This window comes from Kitasatospora sp. NPDC001095, assembly GCF_053598615.1.
In genome coordinates, this window is record NZ_JBSFKQ010000012.1 from 32697 (window position 1) to 59480 (window position 26784).

The following is a 26784-nucleotide window of genomic DNA, read 5'->3' on the forward strand; positions in this document are numbered from 1 at the left end:
GGAAGGCCGCCCGGTCCGTCCGCCCCCCTGGGGACCGGACGGGCCCGGCGGCCCCTTCACGCCCGCTCCGGGGAGTCGGGCGACTGCGCTCGTGACAGCACCTCGCGGCCGACCACCGTCAGGCCCGGGACGTGAACGCCCGGCGCCCGGGTCTCCACGACCGACCGCCCCCGGTCAGCCCCGGAGCACCGCCAGCTCGACTTCCCGGCCGGCCCCGGCGCCGGGCACGGGCAGCGACACGCCGGAGGGCTCGAAGCCGGCCTTGCGGTACATCGCCTCGGCCCGCGGGTTGTCCTCGTGGACGAACAGCCGCACCCGCTCGATCCTGGGCTCGGTGAGCGACCACGCCCAGTCCTGGACGGCCCGGATCAGGTCCCGCGCCAGCCCGGTGCCGCGCGCCTGAGGCCGGACGTAGACCCCGACCACGTGCACCTGGTCGACCTCGATGACGTCGCCTTCCAGGGCCCCGTCTCCGCCGGACCGCTCGACCACCCCGGTCATGGAGCCGAGCAGGCGCCCGTCCTGGGTCTGCGCGACGAACTGCGCCACGTCCGGGCCGGTCGCGGCCCGGGTCGTGCGGTCCTGCCAGAACTCGTCGGGCCTGGTGACGGCCAGCTCGTACGTCTCCAGGAAGGCCACGGCCGCGACCGGGTCCTGCAGCGCTTCCAGGCGGAGGTCCCTGAGCGACTGCCACTCCTCGGCCCGCACCCGTCTGATGATGATTCCGGTACTCATCGCGTGATCATTTCATCGGGGCCGACACCCCGTGCAACCGAATTCGGCGCCGCCGCCGACCGGTCCCGATCGCCCCGGGATCCCTCCAGCAGCCGCGCCAGCAGCGCCGCCGGGCCCTCCGGCAGGCTGCCGTGGACGAGTTCGGTGCGGTGCGCCAGCCGGGGCTCCGCGATCGGCGCGGACCCGACCCCGGGCGCCCCCGCGAGCACCGGCTCGGGCAGCAGGGTGAGCCCGTGCCCGGCCGCCACCAGCGCGAGCAGTCCGTGCAGGTCGGTGCCCTGGTAGCGGATGGCGGGCCGGAAGCCGTCGACGCCCGCGGCCGCGCGCAGCCGGGCCACCGTCGGGGTGAGGTCGGGCGCGTCCAGCCAGCGGGCGACGGAGAGGTCGGCGAGCGCGAGGCCGCGGTGGCCGGCCAGCGGGTGGCCGACGGGCAGGGCGACGGCGACCGGCCGCTCGGCCACCGCGACGGTGCGCAGCGGGCCGACATCGGGCAGCGCCAGCGGGTCGCTGGGCGCGGCCAGTCCGTCGATCAGGGCGAGGTCGACCTCTCCGGTGGCGACCTGGGCGGGCAGCGCGTCCTGGGCGAGCACCCGGACCACCGGCTCCACCCCGGGGTAGCTCCGGCGCACCTCGCCGAGCGCGCGCCCCAGGGCCGCCCCGACCGCCAGCGGGGTGGCCCCGAGCACCAGCCGGGCGCTCGGGGCGCCCGCCAGGCGCGCGACGTCGGCACGCGCCGCTTCCAGCCGGACCAGCAGCGGCGCGGCGTGCTCCAGCAGCCGCCGCCCGGCGCCGGTCGGCCCGACCGGACGGCGGACCAGCAGCGCCGCCCCGAGGTCCGCCTCCAGCGAGGCGATCTGCTGGGAGACCGCGGACTGGGTGTAGCCGAGCTCCCGCGCGGCCTCCGAGAAGGAGGCCAGGCGGGCGACGGTGACGAAGGTGCGCAGCTGCTGCGGGTCCACGGCGGCCATCAACCGATCTGATCGAAGCTTAAGGAATCATCGTTGGCACTGATCTCGGGTGCGGGGTCAGGATAGCCCCATGACCTACCTGACCCCGCGGGTCGCCCTGGTCGGCGACCGCTCCCCCGCCGTCCGCTCGCACGCGCGGATCCCGGGCCTGCTGGACGCCCTCGCCGAGCACGACCACCTCGTCCTGGACGCCTACTGGATCCCTACCGGGGACGCCGCCGCGCCCGACGCCCTGGCCGGCTTCGACGCGGTCTGGCTGCTGCCCGGCAGTCCGTACCGCAGCGAGGCGGGCGCGCTGGCCGCCGTCCGGACCGCCCGCGAGCGCGGCATCCCCTTCCTCGGCACCTGCGCCGGGTTCCAGCACGCGGTGCTGGAGTACGCCCTGAACGTCTGCGGCCTGACGGACGCCGTCCACGGCGAGGCGCACCCGGACGCCGAGCAGCAGGTGATCGCGCCGCTGGCCTGCTCGCTGGTCGGCCACGAGGGGTCCGTCACGGTCACCCCCGGGAGCCTCGCCGAGCGGGTCCTCGGCGCCACCCGCATCCTGGAGCGCTACCACTGCGCGTACGGCCTCGACGGCGCCTACCTGGACCGGCTGTCCGCGCACGGCCTGCGGTTCAGCGGCGTTGACGGGTCGGGCGAGGCGCGCATCCTGGAGCTGCCCGGCCATCCGTTCTTCCTGGCCTCGCTGTTCCAGCCGGAGCTGTCCGGCGACGGCACCCGGGCGCACCCCATGATCCGCGCCCTGGCCGGCGCCGCCGTGGCGCACGCGGACGCGGGCATCCCGGCCACGACGGCCTGACCCCGGCCCGGAACGGGCGGCCTCCTCGCCGCGACGGCCCGAGCCGGGCCCGGGGCGGCCCGGGCGCACCTCACATCGGCAGCGAGCGCAGCCGTACCGGGCCCTCCGGCCACCCGGCCCCGGCGACCAGCGGCGCCCACATGGTGCGCAGGGGCATCTCCGCCAGCCGCCCCTCGGGCTGTTCCACCGTCACCCCCCGCACCACCTCCCGGAACCCGAGCCCCCGGTAGAACGCGGCCAGCGGCGGGCGGCAGAACAGCAGCGCGTACCGGTGGCCGAGCGTGCGCGCGTGGTCGAGGGCGGCCCCGACCACGGCCTGCGCGAGGCCGCCGCGCCGCCGGTCGGGGGCGACGCAGACCCCGCCGACGCCCATCACCGTCAGGTCGGTGCCGCCCGCGGTGAGCGGCAGCGGCACCAGCCCGGCGTGGGCGACGAGCCGGCCGTCCGCGGCCCGGATACCGAAGTGGATCTCCTTGGGCCGGAAGGTCAGCCCGGTGTACGCGACGCCGTACGGGTCCTTCCCCGGGCCGAGGACCTCCTCCTGCTCGACGCGGCCGTACTGCGCGAGCCGTTCGACCACCGGCGCCCCGGCGGGGGCCGGCTCGGGCGAGAAACGATCATCCATCCCGCCATGCTCCCCTCCCGCCCGGGCCTTTCACCAGTCCCTTCCCGGCCACTCGATCCGACGATCGTCCCGGCACCGCGCCGGCGTGGAAGCATGGCCCCTCGTGCAGCAGCCCACCGACCGGTCGGCCACCGGCGAGTCGGCCGCCGGGCCGTCAGACAGCCCGCATCCGCAGCGTGTATCCGCGGCCCTCGGCCGAAGCCCGGACTCAGGCCGCCGCGCGCCGCGCCAGCTCCGCCCAGACCTCGTCCACCCGCGCCTCCAGCTCCGCCAGGCCGGCGCTGTTGTCGATCACCAGGTCGGCGATCGCCAGCCGGTCCTCCCGGGAGGCCTGTGCGGCCATCCGGGCCCGGGCCTCCTCCTCGGCCATCCCGCGCAGCCGCACCAGCCGGTCCACCCGCACCTCGTCGGCCGCGTCCACCACCGCGACCAGGTCGTACAGCGGCGCCAGGCCGTTCTCGGCCAGCAGCGGCACGTCGTGCACCACGACCGCGTCCGGCGCGGCCGCCGCCTCCAGCTCGGCGGCGCGGTCCCGCACCAGCGGGTGGACGATCGCGTTGAGCGCCTTCAGCCGCTCCGGGTCGGCGAACACGACCGCCCCGAGCGCCGGACGGTCCAGTGCGCCGTCCTCGCGCAGCACCTGCGGTCCGAACTCGGCGACCACGGCCGCCAGACCGTCCGTCCCGGGGGCGACCACCTCGCGGGCGATCACATCGGAGTCCACGATCACCGCGCCGCGCGCGGCGAACAGCCGGGACACCTCGCTCTTGCCCGCGCCGATACCACCCGTCAGTCCGATCTTCAGCATGGCGTCAGGCTACCGGCGCGGCTCCGGACCCGTCAGCACGGGCCACCCCCGGAGCCCCCTCAGTCCAGCTCCAGGCTCTCGCCCTCCCCCAGCACCGTCAGCTCCGCCCCCGTCCCCGGCCCCTGCGGCCCGACCAGCCGGATCTGCACGGCGAACCCGATCGGACTGAGCACCGCCTCGTGCACCGGCACCGCCCGGCGCGGACCGGCCTCCCGGACGTAGTCGATCACCTCAGAGGCCTTGCTCCACGGCGCCGCGAGCGGCAGCAGCAGCGTCTCCACGGCGTGCGGCGGCACGGTGAACGCGTCGCCGGGGTGGAACAGCCGGCCGTCGAAGAGGAACCCGATGTTGTGCACCCGAGGGATGTCCGGGTGGATCACCGCGTGCCACTCGCCGTGCACCGAGACGCCGAGCCCGCCGATCTCGAAGGCGTCGCCCTCGCCGACCACGGTGACCCGCCGCGCCACGCCGTCCAGCTGGGCGGCGACGGCCCGGTTGGTCCACACCCGCAGCGCCGGGTCGGCCTCCAGCGCGGCGCGCAGCCCGGACTCCTCGAAGTGGTCCATGTGCTCGTGGGTGATCAGGACGGCGTCCGCGCCGGCCAGTGCGGCGGCGGAGTCGGTGAACGCCCCGGGATCGACGACGACGGTGGTGTCGCCGTGCTCGACGCGTACGCAGGCATGTCCGAACTTGGTGATTCGCATGCCGGGAACCATACAGCAAGACTGTACAGCCAGGCTGTAGATCTTCCCGATAGACTCATCCCATGAGCAGCGAAGCCCCGCTCCCACATCCGCACCCGCACCCGCACCCGCACCCGCACCCGCACCCGCACCCGGACACCCTGGAACTCGCCGCCGACCTGCGCGCCGCCCTCGGGGGCCTGGTCCGCTCCCTGCGCGACGGCGACGAGCTGCCGCAGAACCAGGCCGGCGTCCTCGGCCTGCTGGTCCGCGACGGGCGCACCTGCACGGTCGCCGAACTCGCCGCGCTCCAGCGGGTCCGCCACCAGTCGATGGCCCGCACCGTCGCGCTGATGACCGAGGCCGGACTGGTCACCCAGCAGCCCCACCCCACCGACGGCCGCAAGCTGCTGGTCACCGCCACCGAGGCCGGCCGCAGCGCCCTGTTCGACCAGCGCGCCCGCCGCGAGCACCGGATCGCCACCGCCATCGAGGCCCGGCTCACCCCCGAGGAGCAGCACCGGCTGCGCGCGGCGGTCGACCTGCTACGCCGACTGGGCTGAGCCCACCAGGTCCTTGCCAGCCGGCGCCTCTCCCACCGGGCTCTCTTCCGCCGGCTCCGCCACCGGCCGCGGCGCCGGGACCGCCGCCGCCGGCCGGATCTCCGGCAGGTCGACGTGCTCGCTGAGCCCGAACCGCCGGTGCAGCCGCCGCAGCGGAGCGGGCGCCCACCAGTTGAACTCGCCGAACAGGCTCATCGCGGCGGGCACCAGCAGACAGCGCACCAGGGTGGCGTCCACCGCGACGGCGACGGCCAGCGCGATGCCCATCTGCTTGACCATCAGCATGTCCCCGAGCGCGAACCCGGCGAAGACGATCACCATCAGCAGTGCCGCCGAGGTGATGATCCGACCGCTGCGCTGCACGCCCAGCTCCACCGCCCGGACGCAGTCGTGCCCGCGCAGGGTCAGCTCCCTGATCCGGGAGAGCAGGAACACCTCGTAGTCCATCGACAGCCCGAAGGCGAAGGCGAAGACCAGCACCGGGATGAAGGTCTCCAGCCCGCCGGTCGGACTGAACCCGAGCAGCCCGCTGAACCAGCCGTCCTGGAACACCAGGGTGAGCGCGCCGAGCGAGGCGCCCAGCGAGAGCAGGTTCATCAGCAGCGCCTTGACCGGCATCACCACCGAGCCGGTCATCAGGAACAGCAGCACCAGGGTGCCGACCGCCACCAGGCCCAGCGCCCACGGCCCGCGTGAGAGCAGCTCGTCCTGGAAGTCCACCACCGAGGCCGCGCCGCCGGTGACGTAGGTGGTCAACCCGCCGCGGTCGGCCCGCAGCTCCTCCACCACCTGCTTGGCCTGGGCGCCCTGCGGCTCCCCGTGCACCAGCACGTCGATCGTGGAGACCGTGTCGCCCACCGGCGACACCGCCCGGACCCCGCTCACCCCGGGCAGCTTGGCGATCACGTCGTCCGCGTACGCCTGGGCCACCGGCGCCCCGCCCTCGACCACCACCGTGATCGGCGCGGCCGAGACCTGCGGGAAGCGCTGGTCGATCGTCTCGGCGACCTGTCGCCCGGCCGAGGAGGCGGGCAGCACCGCGGCGCCGGAGTTGCGCATGTCGGCGTGGAGGAACGGCACCCCGGCCGCCATCAGCAGCGCGACGGAGGCGAGCGTGACGGCGACCGCCCGCTTGCGCACCCGGCGCACGGTCCGACTGAAGAACCCCTCGTCCGGGACGGGCGCGGTGGGCGTCTTGATCCGCGCGCCGGCGAAGCCGAGCAGCGCGGGGATCAGGGTGAGCGCCGCGGCGACGGCGATCACCACCACGCTCACTCCGGCCGCCGCCACCGCGCCGAGCACCGGACTGGTGAAGACGAACAGGCCGGAGAGCGCGACGGCCACGGTCAGCCCGGAGAAGGCGACGGTGCGTCCGGCGGTCGCCGCGGTCCGCTCCACGGCGGCGGCGATGTCCGCACCGTGGCCGCGTTCCTCGCGGAAACGATTCACCATGAGCAGCGCGTAGTCGATCGAGAGCCCGAGCCCCAGCACCGTGGCGATCGGCAGCACGCTGGTGTCGATGTCCATGATCCGGCTGAAACCGAACATGGCCAGCAGCGCGCCGCCCACCGAGGCGACCGCCCCGATCACCGGCAGCGAGGCCGCCGCCAGCCCGCCGAAGACCAGCACCATGACGATCAGCGTGAGCGGCAGCGTCACCAGCTCACCGAACCGGGTGTCCTTCTCGGTCTGCTGCTTGACCTCCTGCTGGAGCACCAGGTCCCCGCCGACCGTGACGTGGGCGCCGCCCACTCCGTCCAGCGCGGCGAGCCGCGCGGTGACGGCGTCGGTCTGGGCGGTGCTCGCGGTGTCGGCCATCCGAACGGTGACCAGGCTCGCCGTCCCGTCGGCGGAGCTCAGCGCGGCAGCCTCCGGGCCGGTGCCGTACGCGTCGAGCGAGGAGGAGACCCCGGGCAGGGCGGCGATCTCGGCGGTGGCCCGCTCCACGGCGGCCTTCACCGTCGGATCGCCCACCGGCCTGCCGTCCACCACGGCGGTGACGGTGCCCTTGGCCGGGTCGGCCGCGGCGACCACCGCGCTCCCCCGGTCGGCCTCGGCGCTGGCGGAGGACGCCCCGGCCACCGAGCCCTCGAAGACCCGGCCCCCGATCAGGACGCCGACCACCAGGACGACGGCCCACAGGCCGAGTACCCAGCGACGGTGACGGAAGCAGAACCGGCCGATGGCCGCGAGCCGGCCGCCGACCAGGGCGGTGGGGGCGACGGAGGAGGTATTGCGCATGAAAAGCCTTTCGGGCAGCTCCTCTCAATCTAGGTGGAACCCGAACCAAGGCCTATAGATGGGCAATGAGCCTCATCTCACACTTTTCTTCACATCAGCTTCACATAAGTCAAGTCGGTATAAATCATCGCGAAAAACGAAATGGACCCCACCCGGAAATTCCGGGTGGGGCCCACCGTCTAGCTAGCTAGCGGGAAGCGAGAGCCTCAGCTCTGGCCGCCGGCCAGCTTCTCGCGCAGGGCGGCCAGGGCCTCGTCGGAGGCCAGGGCGCCCGAGCCCTCGTCGCTGCTGGACGAGTAGGAGCCACCGGCGGCAGCGGCGACGGCGTCGCCACCCTCCTCGGCAGCCTGGGCGTCGGCCTCGCGGCTCTTGATGACCTGGGCCTGGTGCTGCTCGAAGCGGGCCTGCGCCTCGGCGTACTGGCGCTCCCACTCCTCGCGCTGCTTCTCGAAGCCGGGCAGCCAGTCGTTCGCCTCGGGGTCGAAGCCCTCCGGGTAGATGTAGTTGCCCTGGTCGTCGTACGAGGCGGCCATGCCGTACAGGGTCGGGTCGAACTCGACCTCGGCCGGGTTGGCACCCAGGGCCTCGTTGGCCTGCTTCAGCGACAGGCTGATGCGACGACGCTCGAGGTCGATGTCGATGACCTTGACGAAGATCTCGTCGCCGACCTGGACGACCTGCTCCGGGATCTCGACGTGGCGCTCGGCCAGCTCGGAGATGTGGACCAGACCCTCGATGCCCTCGTCCACGCGGACGAACGCACCGAACGGAACCAGCTTGGTGACCTTACCCGGAACGACCTGGCCGATCTGGTGGGTACGGGCGAACTGCTGCCACGGGTCCTCCTGGGTCGCCTTCAGCGACAGGGAGACGCGCTCGCGGTCCATGTCAACGTCGAGAACCTCGACGGTGACCTCCTGGCCGACCTCGACAACCTCGGACGGGTGGTCGATGTGCTTCCAGGACAGCTCGGAGACGTGAACCAGACCGTCGACGCCACCCAGGTCCACGAAGGCACCGAAGTTGACGATCGAGGAGACGACGCCGGAGCGCACCTGGCCCTTCTGCAGGGTGGTGAGGAAGGTCTGGCGGACCTCGCTCTGGGTCTGCTCCAGCCAGGCACGGCGGGACAGGACCACGTTGTTGCGGTTCTTGTCCAGCTCGATGATCTTGGCCTCGAGCTCCTTGCCCACGTAGGGCTGGAGGTCGCGGACACGACGCATCTCGACGAGCGAGGCCGGGAGGAAGCCACGGAGGCCGATGTCGAGGATGAGACCACCCTTGACGACCTCGATGACGGTACCGGTGACGATGCCGTCCTCTTCCTTGATCTTCTCGATCGTGCCCCAGGCACGCTCGTACTGAGCGCGCTTCTTGGACAGGATGAGACGACCCTCCTTGTCCTCCTTCTGGAGAACCAGGGCCTCGATGTTGTCACCGACGGCGACGACCTCGTGCGGGTCAACGTCGTGCTTGATCGAGAGCTCGCGGGACGGGATGACGCCCTCGGTCTTGTAACCGATGTCGAGGAGAACCTCGTCACGGTCGACCTTCACGATGACGCCCTCGACGATGTCGCCATCGTTGAAGTACTTGATGGTCTCGTCGATCGCGGCGAGGAACGCCTCCGCGTCGCCGATGTCGTTGACCGCGACCTGCGGGGTGGTGCTGAGGGAGGAGTCGGTGGGGCTCGTCATTAGGAAAAGGGCTCCGGTACGGACATGAAAGTCGTAGGTAATGCCACGCGGAGGGCCTGTATCGCTCCCACCGAAAGCCGGACAGCCAAGAACACGGCACACCAAGATCCCGTACAACGAGAACCGGTGTCCGTCTTGCGACCGTGGGGTCTTCGACAGATGCGAGCGCGACCTGCTCCGTCCGAGGCGCGCAGGCCCGCAGCGCAACTTGTAGCATACGGGGACGGCCAGGCACGGTCAATGCCGAAGGACGGCAAGACGGTGGAGCCCGGTACGGATCAGGCCATATCCTCCGAATGCGCGCCTCGCGGCGGCGCCCGAAGGGGCCCTGTCCCCGGATGCCACCGCCAGGATCCGGACCCTCACGGGCCGGTTCGCGGCAGCGGCGCTTCCGCACTTCCATACCCTACGCGATGGGCATTGTCACCGTGGCCACCACCCCCCAGTCAGACCTGCACGATCTTGACACCTCCCCCGCGCGGGTCGAGGAGGAGGACGGCGACGAGGCCACCCGCCGGGAGGCCGGCACCGGGGAGAGCAGCCGGGCCAGCCGGCACTGGTGGGACCGCAACGCCGACGAGTACCAGGACGAACACGGCGAGTTCCTCGGCGACGACCGCTTCACCTGGTGCCCCGAGGGCCTGGACGAGGCCGACGCCCACCTGCTCGGCGAGGTGGCCGGCCGGGACGTCCTGGAGATCGGCGCCGGCGCCGCCCAGTGCTCCCGCTGGCTGGCCGCCCAGGGAGCCCGGCCGGTCGCCCTGGACATCTCCTACCGCCAGCTCCAGCACTCCCGCCGGATCGACCTCGGCCGCGGCACCGCACCCGTCGCGGTCGTCCAGGCCGACGCCGCCGTGCTGCCCTTCGCCGACGCGTCCTTCGACCTCGCCTGCTCCGCCTACGGCGCCGTCCCGTTCAGCGCCGACACGGCCGCCCTGATGCGCGAGGTGCACCGGGTGCTGCGGCCCGGCGGGCGCTGGGTGTTCTCGGTGACCCACCCGATCCGCTGGGCGTTCCCCGACGAGCCGGGCGTCGAGGGCCTCACCGCGATGTCCTCCTACTTCGACCGCACCCCGTACGTCGAACAGGACGAGCAGGGCCGCGCCACCTACGTCGAGCACCACCGCACCCTCGGCGACCGGGTCCGCGAGCTCGTCACCGCCGGCTTCCGCCTGGTGGACCTGGTCGAGCCCGAGTGGCCGGCCGGCCTGGAGCAGGAGTGGGGCGGCTGGTCCCCGCTGCGCGGGCGGCTGATCCCCGGCACCGCGATCTTCGTCACCGAACGGGGCTGAGCGCCCTGATGAACCCGGCCCTGCGTCCCGCCTGGCGCGAACTGCCCGTCCGCACCGCCCTGCCCGCCCTGCACGGCGCGCTGGACGAGCACGGCACCGCCGTCCTCGCCGCACCACCCGGCACCGGCAAGACGACGCTGGTGCCGCTCGCCCTGGCGGGGCTGCTCTCCTCCGAGGGCCCGGTACGGCGGGTGCTGGTCGCCGAACCGCGCCGGCTCGCCGTACGGGCCGCCGCCCGGCGGATGGCCTGGCTGCTCGGCTCGTCCGTGGGCCGCGAGATCGGGTACACCGTGCGAGGCGAGCGCCGGGTCGGGCCGGAGACGGTGGTCGAGGTGGTCACCACCGGTGTGCTGCTGCAGCGGCTCCAGCGCGACCAGGAGCTCCCCGGGGTGGACGCGGTGGTCCTGGACGAGTGCCACGAACGGCACCTGGACGCCGACACCGCGCTCGCCTTCCTGCTCGACGTCCGGGCGGCGCTGCGGCCCGAACTCCGGCTGGTCTGCGCCTCGGCCACCTCCGACACCGAGGCCTGGGCCGAACTCCTCGGCGGCGCGCCCGTGATCGAGGCGCACGGGGTGTCCCACCCGGTGGAGACGGTCTGGGCGCCGCCGCCGCGCGCCGTCCGGCCCGCCCACGGCACCCGGGTCGACCCGGCGCTGCTCGACCACGTCGCGGCGGTGGTGCGGCGAGCCCTCGCCGAGCAGGAGGGGGACGTGCTCTGCTTCCTGCCCGGCGTCGGCGAGATCGCCCGGGTCGCCGGGGCGCTGGGCGGCGTGGGCCTCGACGTCCTGCAACTCCACGGCCGCGCCCCGCAGGCCGTCCAGGACGCCGCCCTCTCGCCCGGCGAGGGCCGCCGGGTCGTGCTGGCCACCGCCGTCGCCGAGTCCTCGCTCACCGTGCCCGGCGTACGGGTCGTGGTCGACGCCGGGCTCGCCCGCGAGCCGCGCACCGACCACGCCCGCGGCCTCGCCGGGCTGGTCACCGTCCGGGCCTCGCTCGCCGCCGCGCGCCAGCGGGCCGGCCGCGCCGGGCGTGAGGCCCCCGGCACCGTGTACCGCTGCTGGAACGAGGCCGAGGACGCCCTCGCCGCCCGCTTCCCCACCCCGGAGATCGCGCTCGCCGACCTCACCTCGTTCGCTCTCCAGGCCGCCTGCTGGGGCGACCCGGACGCCACCGGCCTCGCCCTGCCCGACGCGCCGCCGACGGGGGCGATGGCCGCCGCCCGGCAGACCCTGCTCGCCCTCGGCGCGGTCTCTTCGGACGGGCGGGCCACGGCGCGAGGGGTGCGCCTCGCCCGCACGGGGCTGCACCCCCGGCTGGGGCGCGCGCTGGTCGACGGCGCGCCGGTGGTCGGCGCGCGGCGCGCGGCCGAGGTGGTCGCGCTGCTGTCCGAGGAACCGCCCCGGGCGCTGGGCGACGACCTCGGCGCGGTGTGGCGGACGGTACGGGACTCCCGCGACCCCTACGCCGGCCGCTGGCGCGACGAAGTCCGCCGCCTGCTGCGCGCCACCTCCGACGAACCCGCCACCCAGCTGCCCGACGCGACCGCCGCCGGACTCGTCGTCGCCCTCGCCTTCCCCGAGCGGATCGCCCGCGCCCGCCTCGAACGGCCCGCCCCCGGCGAGCGCAGCCCGTACCTGATGGCCTCCGGCACCGCCGCCGAACTCGCCCCCGACACCCGGCTCGGCGCCCTTCCCTGGCTCGCCGTCGCGGTCGCCGACCGCCCGGCGGGATCCCACTCGGCCCGCATCCTGCACGCCGCGGCGCTGGACGAGGGCACGGCGCTGCTCGCCGGTGCGGCATTGCTCGACGGTCGCGCCGAAGTCCACTGGGACACCCGGCGGGGCGACGTCGTCTCCCGCCAGGTGGAGTCCCTGGGCGCCATCGAACTCGCCGAGAAGCCCCTCAACCGCCCTGACCCTTCGCTTGTCCGCGCCGCCCTCCTCGAAGGCCTCGCGCGCGAGGGCGTCAGCACCCTGCTGACGTTCCCGTCCAACCTGCGCGAGCGCCTGGCCTTCCTGCACACCGCCATCGGTGAACCCTGGCCCGACGTCTCTGATTCCGCCCTTCTCGAACGCGCCGACGAGTGGCTGGAGCCCGAACTCTCCCGCGCCCGCCGCCGCTCGGACCTGGCCCGCATTGATACGACGTCCGCCCTCCAACGCCTGTTGCCGTGGGCGAGTGGCGAGGCGGGCCGCCTGGACGAACTCGCTCCCGAGCGCATCACCGTGCCGTCCGGCTCGAAGATACGCGTCGACTACACCACCGAACGCCCGGTGCTGGCCGTCAAGTTGCAGGAACTCTTCGGCTGGAAAGCTGCCCCGGCGCTGGCCGCAGGACGCGTCCCGCTGACCATCCACCTGCTCTCCCCCGCCGGCCGCCCCGCCGCCGTCACCGGCGATCTGGAGAGCTTCTGGCGCGAGGGCTACCGAGCCGTCCGAGCGGATCTCAGGGGCCGCTACCCCCGCCACCCCTGGCCCGAAGACCCGACCACGGCGGAACCCACCCGCCGCACCAACGCGCGGAAGTAGCCCGCGCGACTGACGCTGCCCGGCAGCGGCGTCAGTCGCGCCGTTCGGCCGGGCCGCTTCATTCGCTCTCCCTCCCGGATCCCCGTTCACACCGACCCGCTCAGTGCGCTCCGCATCCGGCCACGGAGCCCCCGCAACAACCCGCTTGGCGGACCACGGCGACCACTGCTACCTTTCCGGAGGCCGTGTGAGAGAACGAGGAGGTGGTACCCGTGAACGCAGTATCGACATGGGTGCTCCCCTCCGGGGTCACGGTCGGGCGATAGGTCGTCGTCCGGGAGCGCCGTCTCTGAGCACTCCCGAAAGGCACGACCATGCACTTCACTTCTGAGCAGCGTTTCGACGACGACGTCGTCGAGCGCGAGTTCACTCTCGGCGAGATCCCCGGCATCCTGTGGACGCCCGCGTCCGCCTCCGCACCGGTACCGCTGATCCTGATCTGTCCCCCGCCGCTCGGACTGAGCAAGATGTACCCCCGGCTGGCGGGTCGGGCCCGGCACTACGCGGCGGAGTACGGCTTCGCCTCGGCCACCATCGAACTCCCCGGGAGCGGTGACCGTCCCCGTTGGGCCGCCGCCGATCAGGCCCGCGCCGACCTGCGCCGAGCCATGGAGGCGGGAGAGCCGGTCAGCGGCGAGATCATCGACGCCCTGGTCCTCCCGCTGGTCGAGAGGGCCGTCCCGGAATGGCAGGCAGCGCTCGACGACCTCCTTGCGCTGCCCGAGATCGCCGGCCCGGTCGGGTACGAGGGGGGAATCATCTCCATCGGCGTCCGACTGGCGGTCGTGGAGCCGCGCATCGCGGCCGCCGGTCTCTTCGCCGGTAGTCTCGTGCCCGCCGCCATCTTCGAGGATGCCCGGCAGGTCACCATCCCGCTGCAGGTCCTGCTGCAGTGGGACGACGAGCGGAACCCCCGGCAGGCAGCCCTGGACCTGTTCGACGCCTTCGGCTCCAAGGAGAAGACCCTGCACGCCAACATGGGCGGGCACACCGGCGTCCCGCAGTACGAGGTCGACGCCGGGGCCCGCTTCTTCGCCCGGCACCTGAAGTGAGTCCGGGCCGTCGGTAGGCGGTAGGCGGTAGGCGGCAAGGACGCCACCTACGGGAACGGGCCGTAGCTCCCCGCACCGCGGGCCCCTGCCAAGTCGGCAGGGGCCCGCGGTGCCCGAAGCCATTGGCACTCCACGCGGCTCGCCTCGGACACGTCCTCGGGCTCGCCGATCCGGGTGCAGCCGGTGACGTGGTAGGCGTGGAAGTGCGGTCGCTGATCCCGGCCATGGCGTTGTACTCGGTCAACGGCTCGGCCCGGCCGGGGCGCCGGCCGGTCTCCTCCTCGACCTCGCGGACGGCGGCCGAGCCCACCCGCCGCACCAACGCCCGGAAGTAGCCGGGCGGCCGCGTCAGTCGCGCCGGTTCGGCCGGATCGCGGAGTAGAGGACGAGCGTGAGGACCAAGGTCGTGAGGAGGATCAGGAACTTCCGGAAACCCTCGGAACTGGTGGGCAGCCAGCCTTGGAGCAGTCCGATCAGCAGCACGATGTCGAGCACGACCGCGATCGCGTACCCTGGCCGCTTCATTCCGCTCTCCCCTCCCGGATCCCCGTTCGCACCGTACCCGCTCAGTGCGCTCCTCGGAAGGTCCAGCCGGATTCACGCGGATACGAGTTCGGCAACCCGCTGAGCCAGCTCGGAAGCGCCCGGAATTCCTCGTGTGCGATAGACGGTCATGGCCGAACGCACCGCCATGAGTTCCTTCTTGTTCCGGGCGGATGCCACACCGTCCATGAGGTCCAGGCACTCGTTCCAAAGGATCACGGCCTCCTCATGGCGGTGCTGGGCAGCCATGGCAGGAGCGGCGGGAACGGCAGGCGCGGCAGGAGGGGGCGCCGAGGTCGGTGCCCCGCTTGCCGCCTCGCTCGCGCTCGCGGCCGGGGTACCCCAGTTGGGCTCGCGGTGGCACACGTGCGCGGAATCCGTCCGGCGGGGGCCGCCGACGCTGTCCCGGCCCGGCATCGGCTCAGCGTGCCCGCGGCATGCGGGTGGTCGAGGACGAGCCCGTCGAGGACGGGCCCCGGCCCGTCGCCGGTCCCGGGTCAGTGGGTGTGGTCGGGCCAGCCGGGGGTGGGGGTGCCGACCGACTGTCCCGGGCGCAGGATCGGGATGCCGGTCTGGACGGGGCTGCAGGTGATGATCCGGCCGGCCGAGTCGTGGATGCACTTGCCCTGCGGGTCGGATTCCTGCACCTTGGCCTCGCAGTTGGTGCAGGGCGCCGGGGCCATGTCGTGCGGGTCTTGCGCCGCCGGGGCCTTGGGCTCCCCCGCGGACGACCCCTGCGGCTTGGACGTGGCGGTGGCCGCGGCCTTCGCGGTCGGCTTCCGGGCGGCGGCCGGGGCGCTGCCCGCAGGCTGGTCGGCGGCGGGCTCGTGGGCGTCGGGCTCGACGGAGGCCGGGGCCGGGGCGGCGGCCGGGGTGGTCTCCGGCACCGCGGACGGGCTGGGCGAGGGCTGCGCCCCGGTCGGCGCGGGCGTCGGCGTCATCGACGGCTCAACCGCCGCTGAGGGCCCAGCGGTCGCCGTCGCGCCCGCCCCGGCCGCGGCCGCCGGCCCGTTCCCGCCGCCGGAGGCCGCCCAGACCGAGCCGCCCACCAGCACCAGCGCCGTCAGTGCGGCCGGGACCACCACCCGGGGCCGAAGGGCCCCGCGCCGGCGCGTGCCCGCGCCCTCGCCCGCGCCTGCGCCCGAGCCCGCCGTCGCCGTTTCCGCCATCGCCGTTCCCCCCTCACCGCCGTGCCCACTGCGCGGCGGACCGGCAGGATCGTAGCGGCGGGCCCGGACACTCGCGCGCCCGGGCCCGTCCGGAGATCACCCGTCAGTGCGCGGCGGCCTCCCAGTTGGGGCCGACGCCGACGGAGACGTCCAGCGGGGCACGCAGCGGGTAGGCGCCCGCCATCTGCTCGCGGACGACGGCCTCGACCTGCTCGCGCTCGCCGGGGGCCAGCTCCAGCACGATTTCGTCGTGTACCTGGAGCAGCATCCGGGAGGTGAGGCCGGCGGCGCGCAGCGCCTCGTCCACCCGGAGCATGGCGATCTTGACGATGTCGGCGGCCGAGCCCTGGATCGGGGCGTTGAGGGCCATCCGCTCGGCCATCTCGCGGCGCTGGCGGTTGTCGCTGTTGAGGTCGGGCAGGTAGCGGCGGCGGCCGAGCAGGGTCTCGGTGTAGCCGGTGGCCCGGGCCTCGTCGACGACCCGGCGCAGGTAGTCCCGCACGCCGCCGAAGCGCTCGAAGTAGGTGTCCATCAGGCCCTGGGCCTCGGCCGGCTTGATGCCGAGCTGCTGCGAGAGCCCGTACGCGGACAGCCCGTACGCCAGGCCGTAGGACATCGCCTTGATCTTGCGGCGCATCTCGGCGTCCACCGCGGCGCGCGGCACCTCGAAGACCTGGGAGGCGACGGTGTTGTGGAGGTCCTCGCCGGAGGCGAAGGCCTCGATCAGCGCCTCGTCCTCGGACAGGTGCGCCATGATCCGCAGTTCGATCTGCGAGTAGTCGGCGGTGAGCAGCGATTCGTAGCCCTGGCCGACGACGAAGGCGCGGCGGATCGCCCGGCCCTCCTCTGTGCGGACGGGGATGTTCTGCAGGTTCGGGTCCTGCGAGGAGAGCCGGCCGGTGGCGGCGACCATCTGGTTGAAGGTGGTGTGGATCCGGCCCTTGGGCGAGACGGTCTTGAGCAGGCCCTCGACGGTGGTGCGCAGCTTGGCCTGGTCGCGGTGGCGCAGCAGGATGACCGGCAGCTCGTTGTCGGTCTGCGTGGCCAGCCAGGTGAGCGCGTCGGCGTCGGTGGTGTAGCCGGTCTTGATCTTCTTGGTCTTGGGGAGCGCGAGCTCGCCGAAGAGGATCTCCTGGAGCTGCTTGGGCGAGCCGAGGTTGAACTCGCGCCCGGCGGCGGCGTGCGCCTCCTCGACCACGCGCTGGATCTCGGCGGCGAACTGGGCCTCCAGGCCGGTGAGCCACTCGCGGTCGGCGGCGATGCCGTAGCGCTCCATGCGGGCGAGGAGGGCGGCGATGGGCAGTTCCATGTCGTGCATCAGCCCGGCGGCGCCGACCTCGGCGAGGCGGGTGTCGAAGAGCGCGGCGAGGTCGAGCACGGCGCGGGCCTGGAGCATCAGCGACTGGGCGTGCGCGGTCGGGTCCTCCTCCGGTGCATCGAAGGCGAGTTGGCCGCTCTCGGTGGCGGGGGCCGGGGTGAGCGAGCGGGCCAGGTACTCCTCGGCGAGCACCTCCAGGGTGAAGGTGCGGCGGCCGGGCTTCTCCAGGTAGGCGGCGAGCGCGGTGTCGGCGACGACGCCCTCGATCGTCCAGCCGCGCTCGGCGAAGGCGCGCATGACCTGCTTGGCGATGTGCAGGGCCTTGGGGGCGGTGGCGTCGGCGAGCCAGGCGGCGAAGGCCCGCTCGTCCTCCTCGGCGAGCAGCGCCGGGTCGAACCAGGCGGCCGTCTCCCCGGCGGCGAGGGCGACTTCGGTGACCTCGCCGGCGCCGAGCGCCCACTGGTAGACGGCGGCGAGCGCGACGGTGGTCTTGCCGTCGGCGGCGTGCTCGGCGAGCCAGGCGGCGAGGGTGCCCGGGTCGGTGAGGAGTTCGCCGTCGACCTCGACGCCGGGGGCGAGTTCGGCTTCCGCCGAGTCCTCGCCGGCGGACGGGTCGATGCCGTAGACGCGGTCGCGGAAGTTGGCGTTGCGGAACTCCAGCGACTCCATCAGGGTGCCGACGGCGTCCCGGTCGAACGGCTTGCGGTCCAGCTCGGCGACGCCGAGCGGGAGTTCGACGTCGCGGACCAGCTCGGTGAGCACCCGGTTGCGCTTGACCGAGTCGAGGTGGTCGCGCAGCTTCTCGCCGATCTTCCCCTTCACCTCGTCGGCACGGGTGACGAGTTCGTCGAAGGAGCCGAACTGGTTGACCCACTTGGCGGCGGTCTTCTCGCCGACGCCGGGGATGCCGGGCAGGTTGTCGGACGGGTCTCCGCGCAGCGCGGCGAGGTCCGGGTACTGGCGCGGGGTGACGCCGTACTTCTCGGTGACCTTCTCCGGGGTGAAGCGGGTGAGCTCGGAGACGCCCTTGGTCGGGTAGAGCACGGTGACGTGGTCGGTGACCAGTTGCAGCGAGTCGCGGTCGCCGGTGACGATGTCGACGTCGAAGCCGGCCGCCTCGGCGGCGGTGGCCAGGGTGGCGATGATGTCGTCGGCCTCGAAGCCCTCGACCGTCAGCCGGGGGATGTTCATGGCGTCGAGCAGTTCGCCGATCAGGCCGACCTGGCTGCGGAACTCGTCCGGCGTCTTGGCGCGGTTGGCCTTGTACTCGGGGAACTCGACGGAGCGGAAGGTCTGCCGGGAGACGTCGAAGGCGACGGCGAGGTGGGTGGGCTGCTCGTCGCGGACGGTGTTGGCGAGCATCGAGGCGAAGCCGTAGACCGCGTTGGTGGGCTGGCCGGTGGAGGTGTTGAAGTTCTCCACGGGCAGGGCGTAGAAGGCCCGGTAGGCCATCGAGTGCCCGTCGAGCAGCATCAGCCGGGGCCGCGGGCCGGCCCCGCCGCCACCCGTCGCGCCTTTGTCCGTACTCTGCGTAGCCACGTCAACGTCCGTTCCTGCCGATTCCACTACCGGCCACCGATCCTATGGCCCGGCACCGACAAAAAGGGCGCCGCGCCGATCCGGCCGCAGCTGTTACCTACGAGTAGGACGGTCGTACGATCACAGGCGGAACGCCCCCGAGCAACGCCCCGAGCAACCCCCGAGCGACACCCAGCGTCCCCCAGCGGCAGGAGCACCCCATGACCGACGCGGCCCCCGACACCGCCCTCGACACCGAGCCCGTTCTGAACGTCCCGCAGGACGTGCTGGACCACTTCGCCAAGCTCGGGGTGAGCCCGCAGACCTTCTCCGGCGGCCACCTCGGCGAGAAGATGGGCATCCGGATCGTCGAGGCCTCCGCCGACCGCGTGGTCGGCACCATGCCGGTGGAGGGCAACCAGCAGCCGTACGGGCTGCTGCACGGCGGTGCCTCGGCGGCGCTGGCCGAGACGCTGGGCTCGATCGGGGCGATGCTGCACGCCGGCCCCGGCCGGTACGCGGTCGGCGTGGACCTGAACGCCACCCACCACCGCTCGGCCACCTCCGGACTGGTGACCGGGGTGGCGACCGCCGTGTTCAAGGGCCGCACCGCCGCCACGTACGAGATCGCGATCACCGACGACACCGGCCGGCGGATCACCAGCTGCCGACTGACCTGCATGCTGCGCGACCTCTGACCGGCCGCACCCCGAAAGCTCCCGACAACGTCCGCACGGCGTCGGCGAGTTCACTCCGGACAACATCAAGTCCCTTTTCCGCCCCCTTGTTTGACCATCCGCCGGCCTGGGCAGGCGTTGATCTGGACAAGGGGGCGTTCGCATGTCCGGGCGCGGCGGGCACGAATCCCGCACTTGTAACGCTGCGTAACAAGTAGGAAATCCGATCAATTGCCGGTTCCGAGGCCTCCAGGCGCCCCGGAGCGACTCGGCCGCGACCTCTCCGTCCGTAATACGGACGCTCAAGGCCGGAACCAGGGCATCGGACACGGGCGTCCGATAATCGACGCTGCCAGCTGCAACCCCCATTTCTGGCCCTTACATCGCCCTACCAGCGCGTAAACGCCCGTCATCGCGGGATCGATCGAGCCGGAACGACCACATCGTGAGACATATACTCCGTGTGCTCATAACAAGAGAATCACAGCCTGCTCCCAGCACTGCCCGAGCCGCCCAACGGCATCTAGAGTCACGGCCAGTCACCGCGCCACTCGATTGGGCCAGGCCCTCCGCGCACTCCGGCTCCCGCCACTCCGGCGCGGGCGCCTCCCGAACCGAAGGGGACCCTCGTGCGTCATCGTTCAGCAGTTGTCGTGAGCATTGCCGTGATCGGCGCCCTCAGCCTCAGCGCCTGCGGCTCCCGCGGAGAGAAGAACAGCGGCAACGGCGGCGGCGACTCCGCCTCCACCACCGTCGTCATCGGGGTCGACGCCCCGCTCACCGGCGACCTCTCCGCCCTCGGCCTCGGCATCCGCAACTCCGTCGACCTCGCGATCAAGAAGGCCAACGAGACCAACGAGGTCCCCGGCGTCAAGTTCGAGATCAAGGCGCTGGACGACACCGGCAAGCCCGCCCCCGGCCAGCAGAACGCCACCCAGCTGGTCGGCGACTCCAAGGTCCTCGGCGTCGTCGGCCCGCTCAACTCCAGTGTGGCGCAGTCGATGCAGCAGATCTTCGACGACAAGAACCTGGTCGAGGTCTCCCCCGCCAACACCGGCGTCGCCCTCAGCCAGGGCGAGAAGTGGGCCAGCGGCGAGAAGAAGCGCCCCTTCAAGTCCTACTTCCGCACCGCCACCACCGACGCCGTCCAGGGCCCGTTCGCCGCCCAGTTCCTCTACAACGACGCCAAGAAGACCAAGGTCTTCCTCATCGACGACCAGAAGACCTACGGTGCCGGCCTGGCCGGCACCTTCAAGGGCGAGTTCACCAAGCTCGGCGGCACCCTCGTCGGCGAGGAGCACGTCAACCCCGACGACCGCGACTTCGCCGCCATCGCCACCAAGGTCAAGAGCTCCGGCGCCGAAGCCGTCTACTACGGCGGCGAGTACCCCGCGGCCGGCCCGCTCTCCCTCCAGCTCAAGGAGGCCGGCGCCACCATCCCGCTGATGGGCGGCGACGGCATCCAGAGCGCCGACTTCATCAAGCTCAACCCCAAGAGCCAGGGCGACTTCGCCACCGCCGTCGGCTTGCCCGTCGAGAGCCTCGACACCGCCAAGAAGTTCATCGCCGACTACAAGACCGCCGGCTACAAGGACGCCTACGAGACCTACGGCGGCTACTCCTACGACAGTGCCTGGGCCGTCATCCAGGGCGTCAAGGCCGTGAAGGCCAGCGGCAAGCCCCTCACCCGCGAGGCCGTCCGCGACGCCGTCCAGAACGTCTCCTTCGACGGCGTCACCGGCAAGGTCTCCTTCGACGAGTTCGGCGACACCACCAACAAGCAGCTCACCGTCTACACCGTCAAGGACGGCAAGTGGGCCGTGGAGAAGTCCGGCACCTTCAAGGGCTGACACAGGCCCGCACGGGCCGACGCAGGCCCGAACGGCCTGACGTCCCGTCACCACCCGCACCACCAGCGCCACTTCACCACCACCGCGCGCGGGGGCGCCACCAGTGCCCCCGCGCGCACCCACATCCACCACCCACGCGGACAACCCCCGAACGCACTACGGAGGCCCAGCGGTGCACGACCTACCGCAGCAGCTGGCCAACGGCCTGATCCTCGGCGCCCTCTACGGGCTCGTCGCGATCGGCTACACGATGGTCTACGGCATCGTCCAGCTCATCAACTTCGCCCACGGCGAGATCGTCATGGTCGGCGGCTTCGGCGCCCTGACCGCCTACCTCGCCCTCCCCGGCGGCACCACCCTGTGGCTGGCCCTGCCGCTCATGCTGATCGCCGGCATCCTGGTCTCCACCCTCACCGCCGTCGCCGCCGAGCGCTTCGCCTACCGCCCCCTGCGCAACGCCCCCCGGCTCGCCCCGCTGATCACCGCGATCGGGCTGTCCATCTTCCTCCAGCAACTCGTCTTCTCCTTCTACCCGGACGCCAAGAAGGCCCGCGTCTTCCCCAAGCTCCCCGGCGACCCCTTCAGCCTCGGCTCCGTCACCATCCAGCGCAGCGACCTCTTCCTGATCATCGCCGCCCCGCTGTGCATGCTCGCCCTCGGCTGGTTCGTCACCCGCACCCGCTCCGGACGCGCCATGCAGGCCACCAGCCAGGACCCGGACACCGCCAAGCTGATGGGCATCGACACCGACCGCATCATCGTCATGGCCTTCGCCATCGGTGCCGCGTTCGCCGCCGTCGCCGCCGTCGCCTACGGGCTGCGCAGCGGCCAGGTCGACTTCCGGATGGGCTTCATCCTCGGCCTCAAGGCCTTCACCGCCGCCGTCCTCGGCGGCATCGGCAACATCTACGGCGCCATGCTCGGCGGCCTCGCCCTCGGCCTCGCCGAAGCCCTCGCCACCGGCTACATCCAGCACCTGCCCGGCATGCACCTCTTCGGAGGCGGCGCCTGGAAGGACGTCTGGGCGTTCGTTCTCCTCATCCTCGTGCTCCTGATCCGGCCCCAGGGCCTGCTCGGCGAGCGCGTCGCGGACAGGGCGTGACCACCATGACCACCACCCGCACCGAAACCACCCCGGTCATCCCGCTGCCCGCCCGCGCCGCCGCGGCCACCACCGGACTCGGCGCCCTCGCCACCACGGCCTCCGCCGCCATGTCCTGGACCTGGACCGCCGACTTCCCCGGCGACCTCACCTACTACGGCTCCCCCGCCGGACTCCAGTGGCTCGCCCTCGCCGCCGGCCTGCTCACCCTCGTCCTGCTGCTCGCCTGCCAGGGCCTCCCCGGCCTGCGCTGGGCCGCCCCCACCCGCAGCAACAACGCCGTCCTGTACGCCGCCACCGGCGCCCTCGCCGTCGCCGTCTACGCGGTGTCCGCCATCTCCGCCGAACTCGGCGGCCTCGCCAACCTCGAACCCGGCGGCTGGGTACTCGCCGCGGGCGGCCTGATCGGCGTCCTCGGCGCCCTCGGTCTGCCCCTCGACCGCCGCACCGCCGTCCCGCTGCGGATCCTCGACAAGCGCCTCTTCCTGCTCGTCCCGATCGCTCCCGCCGCCTGGTTCGGCGCCCACGCCGTCCCCACGGACCAGCCCGTCGCCCCCGTCCTCACCGCCCTGGCCGGCGGCCTCGCCATCGCGGCCGGCGTCGTCCTGCTGCTCCAGCTCGGCCACCTCGCCAACAGCGGACTGCGCCTCGGCCGGGCCGACCGCCCGCTGGCCGCGCCGCGCGCCCTCCCCTCCTGGGTCGAGGTGCTGCTGATCGTCCTCGCCTTCGGGCTCGGACTGTTCGCCATCACCTTCGGCATCGACACCGAGTACGGCGAACTCTTCACCGGCTACCTGCTGTTCGTCGCCCTCGCCGTCCCCGCCCTCACCAGGTCCGGCCTGATCGCCCGGCTGCGCGCGCTGACCGTCAAGCACCGCCCCGTCACCACCGGCGCCGCCTTCGCCGCCGCCGCCAGCTTCCCGTTCACCCAGACCAGCGACCAGTACACCTCCGTCGCCACCAACATCCTGATCTTCGCCACCGTCGCCCTCGGCCTCAACATCGTCGTCGGCCTCGCCGGCCTTCTCGACCTCGGGTACGTCGCCTTCCTCGGCGTCGGCGCCTACGCCGCCGCCCTGGTCTCCGGCTCCCCCGCCTCGCCCATCCACGTCCAGTTCCCGTTCTGGGCCGCGATGCTCACCGGCGCCGTCGTCTCCATGGTCTTCGGCGTCCTCATCGGCGCCCCCACCCTGCGACTGCGCGGCGACTACCTCGCCATCGTCACCCTCGGGTTCGGCGAGATCTTCCGCATCACCATGCTCAACCTCAACGGCACCACCGGCCCCAAGGTCACCAACGGCTCCAACGGCATCCCCCGCATCCCGGACCTGGAGATCCTCGGCTTCGACCTCGGCAAACCGCACACCGTCGCCGGCATCGAACTCGGCCGCTTCTCCAACTACTACCTGCTGATGCTGCTGGTCACCGCCCTCGTCGTGCTGGTCTTCGCCCGCGTCGGCAACTCCCGCATCGGCCGCGCCTGGGTCGCCATCCGCGAGGACGAGACCGCCGCCGAGGCCATGGGCATCAACGGCTTCCGCCTCAAACTGCTCGCCTTCGCCCTCGGCGCCCTGCTCGCCGGCCTGGCCGGCACCGTCCAGGCCCACGTCAGCTACACCGTCACCCCCGACCAGTACACCTTCGCCGAGGCCCTCCCGCCGAACTCCGCCTTCCTGCTCGCCGCCGTCATCCTCGGCGGCATGGGCACCATCAGCGGCCCGCTGGCCGGCGCCACCCTGCTCTTCCTCATCCCGAAGAAGCTCGAATTCCTCGCCGACTACCAGCTCCTCGCCTTCGGCGCCGCCCTCATCGTCCTGATGCGGGTCCGCCCCGAAGGCCTCATCCCCAACCGGCGCCGACAGCTGGAGTTCCACGAGACCGCCCTCCCGGCCCAGACCGCCGGCGAGCCGACCGCACTCACCAAGGCAGGGGCGTGACCGACCCGATGACCACCACCGCCGCACCCCTGCTCGAAGTCACCGGCGTCACCATGCGCTTCGGCGGCCTCACCGCGGTCAACGACGTCTCCCTCACCGTCGGCGAAGGCGAGATCATCGGTCTCATCGGCCCCAACGGCGCCGGCAAGACCACCTTCTTCAACTGCCTCACCGGCCTCTACGTCCCCACCGAGGGCGCCGTCCGCTTCCGCGACACCCTGCTGCCGCCCAAGCCCCACCTGGTCACCCAGGCGGGCATCGCCCGCACCTTCCAGAACATCCGGCTCTTCGCCAACATGACCGTCCTGGAGAACGTCCTGGTGGGCCGGCACACCCGCACCAAGGAAGGCATCTTCTCCGCCGTCCTGCGCGGCCCCGGCTACCACCGCGCCGAGGCCGAGAGCCGCGCGAGGGCCATGGACCTCCTGCAGTTCACCGGCCTCGCCGAGAAGGCCGACCACCTCGCCCGCAACCTCCCGTACGGCGAGCAGCGCAAACTGGAGATCGCCCGCGCCCTCGCCTCCGAACCCGGCCTACTGCTCCTCGACGAACCCACCGCCGGCATGAACCCCCAGGAGACCAGGGCCGCCGAGGAACTCGTCTTCGCGATCCGCGACAAGGGGATCTCCATCCTCGTCATCGAGCACGACATGCGGTTCATCTTCAACCTCTGCGACCGCACCGCGGTGCTCGTCCAGGGCCAGAAGATCGTCGAGGGCGACCGCGAGACCGTCCAGAACGACGAACGCGTCATCACCGCCTACCTGGGAGCCCCGCTCGAAGGCACCGACCCGGCTGCCCCGGCCGCCCCGGCCGCCCCGGCCGCCCCGGAGAACGTTACGGAGTCCGACCAGTGACCGCACTTCTCGAGGTCCAGGACCTCCGCGTCGCCTACGGCAAGATCGAAGCCGTCAAGGGCATCAGCTTCACCGTCGAGCAGGGCGAGGTCACCACCCTCATCGGCACCAACGGCGCCGGCAAGACCACCACCCTGCGCACGCTGTCCGGCCTGCTCAAGCCCACCGCCGGGCGGATCACCTTCGACGGCCAGGACCTCTCGACCGTCCCCGCCCACCGGATCGTCGCCCTCGGCCTCGCCCACTCCCCCGAGGGCCGGCACATCTTCCCCCGGATGACCATCGAGGAGAACCTCCTCCTCGGCGCCTTCCTGCGCACCGACGCGGCCGGCATCGCCGCGGACGTCGAGCGGGCCTACGGCCTGTTCCCGATCCTCGGCGAACGGCGCCGCCAGGCCGCCGGGACGCTCTCCGGCGGCGAGCAGCAGATGCTCGCGATGGGGCGGGCGCTGATGTCCCAGCCCAAGCTGCTCATGCTGGACGAGCCCTCGATGGGGCTCTCCCCGCTGATGATGCAGAAGATCATGTCCACCATCGTGGAACTGAAGTCGTCCGGTACGACCATCCTCCTGGTCGAGCAGAACGCCCAGGCGGCCCTCTCCCTCTCCGACCGCGGCTACGTCATGGAGACCGGCCGCATCGTCCTCTCCGGCACGGGCGCCGACCTCCTGCACGACGAGTCCGTGCGGAAGGCCTACCTCGGCGAGGACTGAGCCCTCCGCGGACGCGAAAGGCCCGGCAGAAACGTTCTGCCGGGCCTTCGTACGCGCGTTACTCGGACTTGCCCTCTTCCGCCTTCTTGCGGTCCTGGGCCTCGCCCTCCTCGATGACCGCCTCGGCCACCGCCGCCATCGTCATCCGACGGTCCATCGACGTCTTCTGGATCCACCGGAAGGCCGCCGGCTCGTTCAGCCCGAACTTGGTCTGCAGCACACTCTTCGCCCGGTCCACCAGCTTCCGCGTCTCCAGCCGCTGGCTGAGATCCCCGATCTCCTTCTCCAGCGCCCGCATCTCCGCGTACCGCGACACCGCCATCTCGATCGCCGGCACCAGGTCCGACTTCGAGAACGGCTTGACGATGTACGCCATCGCCCCGGCATCGCGCGCCCGGTCCACCAGCTCCCGCTGCGAGAACGCCGTCAGCATCAGCACCGGCGCCAGGTGCTTCTCGTGGATCTGCTCGGCAGCCGAGAGCCCGTCGAGGACCGGCATCTTCACGTCGAAGATCGCCAGGTCCGGCTTCAGCTCCTCCACGAGCCGCACCGCCGTCTCCCCGTCGCCGGCCTCACCGACGACGGTGTACCCCTCCTCCTCGAGCATCTCCTTGAGGTCGAGGCGGATCAGCGCCTCGTCCTCGGCGATCACAATCCGCGTGATCTGGGGCGTATCGGTCTCAAGCGGCTGCGCCTGCTCGTCGGCGGTGCTCACGGGGCTCCTAGTTCCGGCGGGGTACTGCATGCACGAGGGTACCCAGACACGGTATGTTTGAGACCAGCGGGTCCGAAGTTGAACCTTCGAATCCATGGGCGCCCCGGTAGCCCAGCGGGAGAGGCGATGGTCTCAAACACCATACAGCGTGGGTTCGAATCCCACTCGGGGCACTTAACCTTCGATTCGCAGGCCACTTAGGCCAGCCTAACCGTTGGTGATCTTCATCAATCCGGATGAAAATCGCCGCATTCACCAGATCTACCCGTGCGATTCACACACGCTCGGCCGTACGTACGACATGGCCGCACGCCAGGGACACTCGATCTGCACGCCTCCGGGCTGACCTTCAGCCAGGTGAGTCGTGCGACCGGGATCTCCCGCTTCT

23 protein-coding genes and 1 tRNA gene are annotated in these 26784 nt (G+C 72.3%); 12 read left to right on the top strand and 12 right to left on the bottom strand.

Features of this window, described 5'->3' with window-relative positions:
• Positions 1 to 174 precede the first annotated feature (174 nt).
• Positions 175 to 735: an N-acetyltransferase family protein gene (locus ACWDBB_RS13810; RefSeq protein WP_449789768.1), complete on the bottom strand. Its 561-nt coding sequence runs from the start codon at positions 733 to 735 to the stop codon at positions 175 to 177.
• Complete coding sequence (locus tag ACWDBB_RS13815) at positions 732 to 1703, bottom strand: LysR family transcriptional regulator (RefSeq protein WP_449789769.1); 972 nt, start codon at positions 1701 to 1703, stop codon at positions 732 to 734. Before ACWDBB_RS13815 ends, ACWDBB_RS13810 begins: the two co-directional genes overlap by 4 nt.
• 70 nt (positions 1704 to 1773) lie before the next feature.
• Between ACWDBB_RS13815 and ACWDBB_RS13820 the strand changes: the two genes are divergently transcribed.
• On the top strand, positions 1774 to 2505 hold the full coding sequence (locus ACWDBB_RS13820; RefSeq protein WP_449789770.1) for a CTP synthase C-terminal region-related (seleno)protein: 732 nt from the start codon (positions 1774 to 1776) through the stop codon (positions 2503 to 2505).
• Positions 2506 to 2575: 70 nt separating this feature from the next.
• Here ACWDBB_RS13820 and ACWDBB_RS13825 read toward each other — a convergent pair whose 3' ends face one another.
• From ACWDBB_RS13825 to ACWDBB_RS13835, 3 genes are all read right to left on the bottom strand, one after another.
• Entirely contained in the window at positions 2576 to 3130 is a 555-nt protein-coding gene (locus tag ACWDBB_RS13825; RefSeq protein WP_449789771.1) for a GNAT family N-acetyltransferase, read from the bottom strand.
• A 208-nt stretch (positions 3131 to 3338) separates the two neighbouring features.
• Positions 3339 to 3938 (bottom strand): dephospho-CoA kinase, encoded by a 600-nt coding sequence (gene coaE / locus ACWDBB_RS13830; RefSeq protein WP_449789772.1) that lies wholly within the window; start codon positions 3936 to 3938, stop codon positions 3339 to 3341.
• A 59-nt stretch (positions 3939 to 3997) separates the two neighbouring features.
• A complete protein-coding gene (locus ACWDBB_RS13835; RefSeq protein ID WP_449789773.1) occupies positions 3998 to 4642 on the bottom strand; it encodes an MBL fold metallo-hydrolase in 645 nt (214 codons plus the stop codon).
• A gap of 62 nt (positions 4643 to 4704) precedes the next feature.
• Here ACWDBB_RS13835 and ACWDBB_RS13840 point away from each other — a divergent pair, with 62 nt between their 5' ends.
• Positions 4705 to 5184: a MarR family winged helix-turn-helix transcriptional regulator gene (locus ACWDBB_RS13840; protein WP_449789774.1), complete on the top strand. Its 480-nt coding sequence runs from the start codon at positions 4705 to 4707 to the stop codon at positions 5182 to 5184.
• On the opposite strand, the gene ACWDBB_RS13845 is transcribed toward ACWDBB_RS13840, so the two are convergent.
• A complete protein-coding gene (locus ACWDBB_RS13845) occupies positions 5167 to 7425 on the bottom strand; it encodes an MMPL family transporter (protein ID WP_449789775.1) in 2259 nt (752 codons plus the stop codon). The genes ACWDBB_RS13840 and ACWDBB_RS13845 overlap by 18 nt on opposite strands.
• Positions 7426 to 7631: 206 nt before the next feature.
• Positions 7632 to 9122, bottom strand: coding sequence for a 30S ribosomal protein S1 (gene rpsA / locus ACWDBB_RS13850; RefSeq protein WP_030061640.1), 1491 nt, complete (start codon positions 9120 to 9122; stop codon positions 7632 to 7634).
• A gap of 413 nt (positions 9123 to 9535) precedes the next feature.
• Here rpsA and ACWDBB_RS13855 point away from each other — a divergent pair, with 413 nt between their 5' ends.
• The 3 genes from ACWDBB_RS13855 (at position 9536) to ACWDBB_RS13865 (ending at position 13997) form a co-directional block, all read left to right on the top strand.
• A complete protein-coding gene (locus ACWDBB_RS13855) occupies positions 9536 to 10414 on the top strand; it encodes a class I SAM-dependent methyltransferase (protein ID WP_449789776.1) in 879 nt (292 codons plus the stop codon).
• An 8-nt stretch (positions 10415 to 10422) separates the two neighbouring features.
• Entirely contained in the window at positions 10423 to 12945 is a 2523-nt protein-coding gene (gene hrpB, locus ACWDBB_RS13860; RefSeq protein WP_449789777.1) for an ATP-dependent helicase HrpB, read from the top strand.
• A 314-nt stretch (positions 12946 to 13259) separates the two neighbouring features.
• A complete protein-coding gene (locus tag ACWDBB_RS13865; RefSeq protein WP_449789778.1) occupies positions 13260 to 13997 on the top strand; it encodes a dienelactone hydrolase family protein in 738 nt (245 codons plus the stop codon).
• A 348-nt stretch (positions 13998 to 14345) separates the two neighbouring features.
• Here ACWDBB_RS13865 and ACWDBB_RS13870 read toward each other — a convergent pair whose 3' ends face one another.
• The 4 genes from ACWDBB_RS13870 to polA all read right to left on the bottom strand — a co-directional run bounded on the left by ACWDBB_RS13870 (position 14346) and on the right by polA (position 18500).
• The gene (locus ACWDBB_RS13870; RefSeq protein ID WP_449789779.1) at positions 14346 to 14522 is read right to left on the bottom strand and encodes a hypothetical protein; all 177 of its coding nucleotides are present in this window, start codon (positions 14520 to 14522) and stop codon (positions 14346 to 14348) included.
• 72 nt (positions 14523 to 14594) lie between these two features.
• Entirely contained in the window at positions 14595 to 14789 is a 195-nt protein-coding gene (locus tag ACWDBB_RS13875; RefSeq protein ID WP_449789780.1) for a hypothetical protein, read from the bottom strand.
• Between the two features lie 248 nt (positions 14790 to 15037).
• Complete coding sequence (locus ACWDBB_RS13880; protein ID WP_449789781.1) at positions 15038 to 15709, bottom strand: hypothetical protein; 672 nt, start codon at positions 15707 to 15709, stop codon at positions 15038 to 15040.
• Positions 15710 to 15812: 103 nt separating this feature from the next.
• Complete coding sequence (gene polA / locus ACWDBB_RS13885) at positions 15813 to 18500, bottom strand: DNA polymerase I (protein WP_449789851.1); 2688 nt, start codon at positions 18498 to 18500, stop codon at positions 15813 to 15815.
• Between the two features lie 266 nt (positions 18501 to 18766).
• Between polA and ACWDBB_RS13890 the strand changes: the two genes are divergently transcribed.
• The 6 genes from ACWDBB_RS13890 to ACWDBB_RS13915 all read left to right on the top strand — a co-directional run bounded on the left by ACWDBB_RS13890 (position 18767) and on the right by ACWDBB_RS13915 (position 25681).
• Entirely contained in the window at positions 18767 to 19243 is a 477-nt protein-coding gene (locus ACWDBB_RS13890) for a PaaI family thioesterase (protein WP_449789782.1), read from the top strand.
• 608 nt (positions 19244 to 19851) lie between these two features.
• Positions 19852 to 21072 carry an ABC transporter substrate-binding protein gene (locus ACWDBB_RS13895; protein ID WP_449789783.1) on the top strand — a complete coding sequence of 407 codons (1221 nt, stop codon included), beginning with the start codon at positions 19852 to 19854 and terminating at the stop codon, positions 21070 to 21072.
• Positions 21073 to 21244: 172 nt separating this feature from the next.
• Positions 21245 to 22174 carry a branched-chain amino acid ABC transporter permease gene (locus tag ACWDBB_RS13900; protein WP_359819021.1) on the top strand — a complete coding sequence of 310 codons (930 nt, stop codon included), beginning with the start codon at positions 21245 to 21247 and terminating at the stop codon, positions 22172 to 22174.
• Positions 22175 to 22179: 5 nt separating this feature from the next.
• Positions 22180 to 24111 carry a branched-chain amino acid ABC transporter permease gene (locus tag ACWDBB_RS13905; protein ID WP_449789852.1) on the top strand — a complete coding sequence of 644 codons (1932 nt, stop codon included), beginning with the start codon at positions 22180 to 22182 and terminating at the stop codon, positions 24109 to 24111.
• A gap of 8 nt (positions 24112 to 24119) precedes the next feature.
• The gene (locus ACWDBB_RS13910; RefSeq protein WP_449789853.1) at positions 24120 to 24968 is read left to right on the top strand and encodes an ABC transporter ATP-binding protein; all 849 of its coding nucleotides are present in this window, start codon (positions 24120 to 24122) and stop codon (positions 24966 to 24968) included.
• Positions 24965 to 25681, top strand: a complete 717-nt coding sequence (locus ACWDBB_RS13915; protein WP_392869202.1) for an ABC transporter ATP-binding protein — start codon at positions 24965 to 24967, stop codon at positions 25679 to 25681. Before ACWDBB_RS13910 ends, ACWDBB_RS13915 begins: the two co-directional genes overlap by 4 nt.
• A gap of 58 nt (positions 25682 to 25739) precedes the next feature.
• On the opposite strand, the gene ACWDBB_RS13920 is transcribed toward ACWDBB_RS13915, so the two are convergent.
• Complete coding sequence (locus ACWDBB_RS13920; RefSeq protein WP_449789784.1) at positions 25740 to 26396, bottom strand: ANTAR domain-containing response regulator; 657 nt, start codon at positions 26394 to 26396, stop codon at positions 25740 to 25742.
• Positions 26397 to 26496: 100 nt separating this feature from the next.
• On the opposite strand from ACWDBB_RS13920, the gene ACWDBB_RS13925 reads away from it, so the two are divergent.
• A tRNA-Leu gene (locus ACWDBB_RS13925) sits at positions 26497 to 26569 on the top strand.
• Positions 26570 to 26784 lie beyond the last annotated feature (215 nt).